The organism is Streptomyces spinoverrucosus (assembly GCF_006539505.1).
In the GTDB taxonomy this organism is placed as follows: domain Bacteria; phylum Actinomycetota; class Actinomycetes; order Streptomycetales; family Streptomycetaceae; genus Streptomyces; species Streptomyces spinoverrucosus.
The window spans coordinates 1-7347 of sequence record NZ_BJND01000129.1 but is presented as its reverse complement, the minus strand read 5'-3'; the positions used below and the strand labels follow the sequence as shown (position 1 = coordinate 7347).

Sequence of the window (7347 nt, the reverse complement as noted above, 5' to 3'; positions counted from 1 at the left end):
GCGGCGCGGTGTTGTTCATGGTCGCCACTTCACCCGGTGCTCGGCGAGGTGGGCCAGGACCGCGTGGTTCGCCTCCCAGCCGTCAGGAAACTTCACCAGCGTCCCCAGCTGGACCGGTTCCGTCGACGGGTAGTCGTCCAGCAGTTCGCTCACGCCCGCCCGGCACACCACGATGCACGCGTGCCGGTGGCGGGAGGCCAGGACGCAGAGGCGGCCCGTCTCCAAGTGGAACGCGGTGGCGTCGGGGCGGCCGGACAGGGGGTGCAGGACGACCGTGACGTCGTACTCCCGGCCCTGGAGGCGGTTCGCCGTGTCGACGGTGACCTCGCGCACGCCCAGCTCGGCGAGGGCCGCCCGGACGGCCGCCGCCTGGTCGCGGTGGGCCGTGCCCACGGCGATCCGGTCGGCGGTCAGCGGCGTCGGCTCGGGCATGGGGGTCCCCCCGGTCGAACGAAGTTGAGACTGGGGGAGCTCCGACGTGGCCGCCCCGCCCCGGTCCAGCAGCCGTCGTACCACCGTCGCCACCGCCCGCACCGCCTCCGGGTCGGTGCGCGGCGTGTGCCGGGCGGGCAGCTCCAGCAGGCCCCAGCCCGACTCCGCGGCCTCGTCGATCACCCGGTCGGGCCCGGAGCCGTCCGACGGGACGCCGAAGGAGAGCCGCCGGTCGCCGTGGCCGGTGCCGCTGCGGAACGGCGTGTACGGGTAGAACGCGTCCGACACCAGCGGCGCCGCCGAGGCGGGCAGCCGCCAGGAGACCGGCAGACGGTGCTGCGGCAGCTCGGGGTTGTGGGCCAGCAGAGTGGTGACCGCGGACGCCGAGGGGTCGTACGACAGGCCCGCCCACTGCTCGCTGCCCACGATCGCGAACGGGTCCAGCTGCCCGGGGTCGCCCACGAACAGCGCCCGCTCGAACAGCCCGGCCACGGCCAGCAGCGAGTCCGACCGCATCTGGTACGCCTCGTCGACGATCGCGTGCCGCCACGGCTCGTCGACCTTGACATGCCCCCATTTGGCGGCGGTGGAGATGACCACCGGCAGCCCGGCGAGCTCCGCCGCCTTCGCCGACTTCCGTACGTTCGGCAGGTCGTCCAGCGCCTTGTCGTACGGGTCGGCGTCACTGCTGTGCAACCGGCCCACCGGCAGCTCGGGGTTCTTCTCGGCGAGCCGGACGACGAGGTCGTCGACCTGGGCGTTGGTCTGCGCGACGACCATCAGCGGGCGCCCCGCGTCGGCCAGTTCCAGCGCCGCACGCACCACCAGCGTGGACTTGCCCGCGCCGGGCGGGGAGTCGACGACGACACCGCGGTGCGCACCGTGCAGGGTGTCGCGGAGGATCGCGTCGGTGGCACGGGCCGCCGCGGCGCCGGGGTCGTAGGCGGTCTCCGTGGTCACAGGACGTCCTCCTCGGTGACGGGATCGGCGGGCTCCGCGTCGGTCCGCTCACCGGGCGGCCCGCCGTGCGTCCACGGCGTCTGCTCCGGGTCGGGCAGCTTCGCGCCGCCCCGCTGCTCGTGCTCGAACAGCGTGAAGCACACCGCGTCGCCCTTCTCCGGCACGGACCCGGCCTCGGGCTCCTTGCCGCGCCCCATCTTGTCGAGGATCCGCAGCACGACCAGGGTGCCCTCGTGGTCCCCGGCCCCGTCGGCCTCGTATCCGACGAACTCGGCGGACTGCGGCTTGCCGCCCAGCGACCGGTACACCTTCGCCCGCTCGCCCAGGTGCGGCCGGTCGTCCGTGCGGACGGTGACCAGCGGGCGCGGGCTGGGGCGCTTGCCCTCGCTGTACGCCATGACCACATCCGTGACCTCGCCCGCGAACGCCTCCCCGGACAGCCGCCGCCCGGCCATCACCAGCGGGTCGTCGAGGGCCTCCTGGGCCTCCAGGCGGGCCTGTTCGCGCTCGCGCGCGGCCAGCTTGTTCGCCGCCGTCACCGCGTCGTCGCGGCGCGGCTGCGGGGGCTCGCCCGCGAGCACCCGGTCCCGGTGGCCGGTGAACGACCAGCGGTCGCGCGTCCACCGCTCCTCGACCCGCGCCCCCTCGGGCAGCTCCCGCAGCAGGTCCAGGCCACGCCAGACCGCGTCCCAGGTGGGGCGCGTGACCCGCTCGATCAGGGCGCGGATCTCCCGCTCGGCGGCGGTGACGTCCCCGAGCCGGTCGTCCGCCTCCAGGCCGTCCTCGGCGGCGGCGAGGGCGGTACGCGCGCGGTCGTAGCGCTCGATGGCCGGGGCGAGCAGCTTGTTGTCGAACGCGGGGTCGGTGGCCGGTCCGGCAGGCGGGCACAGGAGCTGGCCCTGCGCGTCCCGGTGCAGTTCGGCCCGCACCGCGGCCTCGGCGCCGGTGGTGCCTTCCGGTGGGTCGATCCAGGCGAGCAGGGCACCCAGGTGCTGGTCCTCCAGGCTGGACTGGCCGGTCGCCCAGTGCCGGGAGAGTACGTCCGTCAGGGCCAGCAGCAGCGCGGAGCCGGGGACCCGGGCACGCTCGCCGTAGTGCGTCAGCCACCGTCCCAGCAACGGCACCCTCGGCGGGGCGGGATGCGGCGTCTCCGGGTCCTGTTCCGCCGTACGGCGAAAGCGCATCGAGCGGCCCAGCAGCCGTACGAAGTCGATGCCCGCGCGGCTCGGCACGATCAGCTGCGGGGCGTCCGCGCACAGCTCCACCTCGACCTTGACCCGCTTGCCGGTCTCCGGGTCGGTCTCGGTGCGCTCGGCCGCCTCGACGCTCTCGGCGTGGGCGTCGATGTAGGGCAGGACCACGTCCGCCAGTTCGGCCAGGAACGTGAACCTGAGGTCGCGGTCGCGCGGCTGCGGTACGACGAGCAGGCGCGGCGCGTCCCGGTCGGTGCCGACCAGCGCGCCGAGCGGGGCGCCGGCCTCACCGGCGGTGGTCAGCGGCACGAGGATGAGGGGGTGCTCGGACAGGTGGCGGTGCCGGACGGTGGCGGTGGGCTGGGCGCGGCCGGTGTCGACGGCTTCGAGGCGGGCGAGGGTGGAGATCAGTGACACCGGGCGGCCTCCGGGGGCTCGGCGCGCTGGGCGGGGGCGTCGGGGTGTTGTCCGCCGGGCGTCTTGGGTTGCTGGCGGCCCAGTGCCTCGGCGCGCAGGTGGGCCGCCCGGCGCAGGGCGGCCACCGCCGGGTCGTCCGGGTCGCCTGCCGCGCCGCGGGCCGCCGCGAGGACGTCCTCGACGGTCGTCAGGCCGCCCAGTTCGGCGCGGACCGAGCGGCCGAGGGACGTCACCGCGCCCCGCGCGCGGGAGCGTTCACGACAGTGGAAGGCCAGCTCGCACGCGGACAGGCACTCGGGCGCGTACGTCGCCGGGACCGACTCGACGGCGACCGTGAGCTGCTCCGCGGGCAGCTGGGGGGAGAAGCACGTGCCCTCGGGGAGCGCGTCCGCGATGTCCTGGACACGGGTGAGGCGGGCCAGCTGGCGGCGGGTGACCGCGCGCTGCTTGCGGACGTCGACGACGGAGGCGGTGGGGAGGTTGGAGAAGTCCTTCGGGCAGACCAGCAGCACCTGGTGCCGTACCGCCGGGGCGGGCTCCATACGGGCGGCGACCTCTTCCAGCGCCAGCACGTACACCGCCGCCTGCCGGGCGGCCGCGCCCACCTTCGCCGGGTCCGCCGAACCGTCCAGCATCGGGAACGACTTGATCTCCACGACCGTCCAGCCGCCGTCCGGGTGCACGACCACGGCGTCCGGCTCCAGGAACGCCGGGGAGCCGGCGACGTCCAGCGCGAGCATCGGATGGTCGAGCAGCGTCCAGCCGCCGGCCTCGACGGCCTCGCGCAGCGCCAGCGCCGTACGCGCGGCACGGCCCTCGGGGCCGATGGCGGACAGCTCCGGCACGCGCGCGTGTGCGGGTGGCTCGGAGTGCGGGTCCAGCTTCTCGTGCGCCAGCCGCAGCAGGTCCGCGCCGCCGTCCGCCTTGACCCGCGCCTCGAACGCATTGCCCCGCATGAAGGCGAACTGCGACTGCCCGAACGCCGACGGGGAGCCCAGCGCACTGGCCAGCGCCGCCTTGTTCACCCCCGCGCCGTCGAGGATCGCGCGTCGCCTGCATCCGGGGTTGGCGGCCAGTGCTGCGAGGGCGCGCGCGTCCAGTGCCTTGGCCGGGACGTCGGGACCGCGCAGCTCAGCGAGCCGGTGCCGGAGCGCCGTCCCCCGCGTCCGTGGGGGAGGCACCCGGCTCGGCTCCCGATCCGAACCGTGACTCGCGCTGCCGTGGAATTCGCTCACCCGCCGAAGTCTGACATCCGCCACTGACAATCGAGGCACGAGCGGCAGGAGAGTCCGTTGCGGCGGGCGCGGTGCGCGCCGTCAGCCACGTCCGCGCGCTGTTCACGCACCGCATCACATACGGCGCCAGCAGCAGCCCGGCGCCCATCACGGCGATGCCCGCGACCGCGTCGAGGAGGTAGTGGTTGGCGGTGCCCATCACGACGATCGTGGTCACCAGCGGATAGGCGACACCGGCGACCTTGGCGAGGCGCGTTCCGCCGTACCGCCACAGGATCACCCCGCACCACAGCGCCCAGCCGACGTGCAGGCTCGGCATCGCGGCGTACTGGTTGGTCATGCCGCCCAGCCCGCGCGGCGCGCTCGCGTCACCGGCCCACCAGCCGTACGCGCTGTACTGGGCCATCGTGTCCACGAACCCGTACCCGGCCGACAGCAGGCGGGGCGGGCAGGTCGGTATCAACGTGAAGCCGATGAGGCCGATGAAGGTCGAGGTCATCAACCACGTGCGGGCCGCGCGGTACCGCACGGTCCGGGACCGGAAGAGCCAGATGAGGAGGGCGGGAGTGACCAGGTAGTGCAGCGACGCGTACCAGAAGTCGGCGGGTATGCCGATCCACGGCTCGCGTGTGAACAGCCGGTTGAGCGGGTGTTCGGCGTTGAGGTGCAGGGCCTTCTCGATGCGCAGGATCGCCAGGCCGTGGTCGACGGCGGTGGTGACATCGCCCCGGGCGAGCAGCCGGCCCGCCGAGTAGCAGACGTACACCAGCAATATCAGCGGCAGCTCGGTCCACCAGCGCAGCCGGGGGTGATGCGGGGCCGCCTCGATGCCCGGTGTCTCGGCGTGCGGCATCCGATCGCCCTCCCCCTTCTCATCGCGCGGCGCCCCTCGGCCCGGTCGTCCACTTTACGGTGTATGTGTTGGCTCCTGTCGGGTGCCTTCCGGCCCTGATAGACGCTGAGATCGCCCCCCGGGTTGCCCCCGGTCACGGTGCGCGATGATGGAGAGGTTCCGCTCAGTTCTTCTCCAGGAAAGGTCCCGTCCCCCTATGGCACCGCGCATCCTGCTGGCCCGGCACGGGCAGACGGAGTGGTCGCTGGCCGGAAAGCACACCGGCAGGACCGACATACCCCTCCTCGACGAGGGGCGGCGCGGCGCGAAACTCCTCGGCGAACGGTTGCACCAGACGCCGTACGCCGGGCTCCCCGACGTCGAGGTGCGCACGAGTCCGCTCTCCCGCGCGCGTGACACGTGCGAACTGGCCGGCTTCGGCACGCGCGCGCGTACCTGGGACGCGCTCCTGGAATGGGACTACGGCGCGTACGAGGGCCTGACGCCCGCCGACATCCAGTCGCTCCGCCCCGGCTGGCTGATCTGGCGCGACGGCGTGCCCGAGGGCGAGACGCTGGCGGACATGACCGCCCGCGCCGACGAGGTCGTCACCTGGGCCCGCTCCCAGGACCGCGACGTCCTGCTCTTCGCCCACGGCCACATCCTCCGCTCGATCGGCGCCCGCTGGCTGGGCCTGCCCCTCGACTTCGCGGCCCGTATCCGCCTGAACCCGACCTCGCTGTCGATCCTGGGCTGGGCGTACGGCGAGCCCGCGATCGAGAGCTGGAACGACGTGGGGCACTTGGCGGGGTAGCCACCGCAACTGCACCAGCAGCACCCCGCCAGCGCGGGGGAGTGTCCCACCCTGCCTCAGCCACGACGCCGGGGACGACGCAACCTCGCCGGGGTCAGACAGAGCGCGGCAACGAAGCATGCCGCTCCAGAAACTCCGACACCCCCGACGCCCGCCGATGCGGCAACAGCACCCGCGCCGTCCCCGCCAACATCGCCTGAATCCGCGACGACTGCACCTCGTCCAGCAGATCCAGCACCCGCATCCCCGCGGCCGCCGCCTCATCGGGCCGCCCCCCGCGCGCGAGATCGTCCGCGAGCTCCGCCGTGTACAGCGCGATGTTCCGGGTGAAGTGCGGATCCTGCAGATGCGCCGCCCGCCGCGCATGCCGCGCCGCCCGCGTCCAGTCACCCAGCGTCGACCAGCACTGCGCCTCCAGCGCCTCCAACTCGGCTTCCCCGTAGAAGCTCATCCACTCGGGATCGGCGTCCGAGGCACCCCGCTCATAGAGGGCATGCGCGCGCGTGAGCGCCTGCGCGCACCCGGTGCGATCGGCGAGCCCCGCCCATCCCCCCGCCTCACGCAACGCCAGCAACGACATCAGCCGAGCCGACCCCAGGGGATGCGCGATCCGCTGCGCGGCCTGCGCCGCCCGCACCGCCTCCCGCGGCCGCCCGGCATCCCGCGCAAGGAACGCCGTGTTGCAGAAGGCGTGCGCCTCCAGCGCCGGATCCCCGGTCATCCGCGCGGTCGCCAGCGCCTCCGCGTAGTGCGAACGCGCGTCGTCGAACCGTCCCGAGTCGTGCGCCAGCCACCCCACGGAGATGGCCAGTTCACCGGCGCCCGAGTGCAACCGGTCGGCGGTCGCCTGCCGCGTCGCGCCGGCGTCCAGCAGCGCGTACGCGGCGCGCAGCGGACCCGCCGCGCGCCGGTACAACCCATCCGCGCCATGCCGGTCGTCGAGCAACCGGATCCTGCGAACTGCCTCTTCGAGTGCGCCCGCCTCGCTCGCCCCGGGGCGCCGCACGGGGCGTTCCGCCGCCGACGCGTCGAGTGCGAGCCCGAAGGGGCCCAGCGAGGCGGCGGCCACGGTGGCGCCCCCGCCGGTCATGAATGCGCGACGTAGCACGTCGCTCTCCTCGTAGTTGATGTGCGTGTCGTACGGGTCCTGCGTGTCATACGGCTCGCCCGCCCCGCGAGTCTCACTCGCGCTCTGCGCCGGGCTCATGGAGTGCACGGGGGGCGTGTCCTCGTCCGTGCGCGCCCCGCGCCCCCGTCCGCGAACGGATGAGCGGGGCGCGAACCCCAGGTCGGTGAGCGTGCGTCCGGGGAACATGTGCAGGAACACCCGCTCGTAGGCGTAGTTGGGGCAGCGGATCTCGCCCGCCTCCACCCGGCCGATGTAACGCGCGTCACAGCTGACCCGCTCGCCGATCTCGCGCGCGGCCCGCCGCACCGCGGCGGCGAACTCGGCGGGCGAGCGCC

General features: G+C 74.0%; 6 protein-coding genes. 1 reads left to right on the top strand and 5 read right to left on the bottom strand.

All coding sequences use genetic code 11. From position 1 onward, the window contains the following. Positions 1-15: 15 nt before the first annotated feature. Genes SSP24_RS41585 through SSP24_RS41570 form a run of 4 tightly spaced genes read right to left on the bottom strand, consistent with a single transcriptional unit; the run spans position 16 to position 5090 of the window. Positions 16-1392, bottom strand: coding sequence for an AAA domain-containing protein (locus SSP24_RS41585; protein ID WP_141316327.1), 1377 nt, complete (start codon positions 1390-1392; stop codon positions 16-18). Beyond that, on the bottom strand, positions 1389-3002 hold the full coding sequence (locus SSP24_RS41580) for a hypothetical protein (RefSeq protein ID WP_141316325.1): 1614 nt from the start codon (positions 3000-3002) through the stop codon (positions 1389-1391). Before SSP24_RS41580 ends, SSP24_RS41585 begins: the two co-directional genes overlap by 4 nt. After that, positions 2993-4183 carry a hypothetical protein gene (locus tag SSP24_RS41575; protein ID WP_229865312.1) on the bottom strand — a complete coding sequence of 397 codons (1191 nt, stop codon included), beginning with the start codon at positions 4181-4183 and terminating at the stop codon, positions 2993-2995. The genes SSP24_RS41580 and SSP24_RS41575 overlap by 10 nt, the downstream gene beginning before the upstream one ends. Beyond that, positions 4134-5090, bottom strand: coding sequence for a phosphatase PAP2 family protein (locus tag SSP24_RS41570; protein WP_141316323.1), 957 nt, complete (start codon positions 5088-5090; stop codon positions 4134-4136). The genes SSP24_RS41575 and SSP24_RS41570 overlap by 50 nt, the downstream gene beginning before the upstream one ends. Positions 5091-5286: 196 nt before the next feature. Between SSP24_RS41570 and SSP24_RS41565 the strand changes: the two genes are divergently transcribed. Then, positions 5287-5883, top strand: a complete 597-nt coding sequence (locus SSP24_RS41565) for a histidine phosphatase family protein (protein WP_141316321.1) — start codon at positions 5287-5289, stop codon at positions 5881-5883. Positions 5884-5977: 94 nt separating this feature from the next. Here SSP24_RS41565 and SSP24_RS41560 read toward each other — a convergent pair. Continuing rightward, a partial coding sequence (locus SSP24_RS41560) for an NsdA family TPR-like regulatory protein (protein ID WP_141316319.1) occupies positions 5978-7347 on the bottom strand: 1370 nt, incomplete at its 5' end.

Coding starts and splice junctions, on each gene's coding strand:
- SSP24_RS41565 (WP_141316321.1), top strand. CDS start 5,287: ATGGCACCGCGCATCCTGCTGGCCCGGCACGGGCAGACGGAGTGGTCG.
- SSP24_RS41570 (WP_141316323.1), bottom strand. CDS start 5,090: ATGCCGCACGCCGAGACACCGGGCATCGAGGCGGCCCCGCATCACCCC.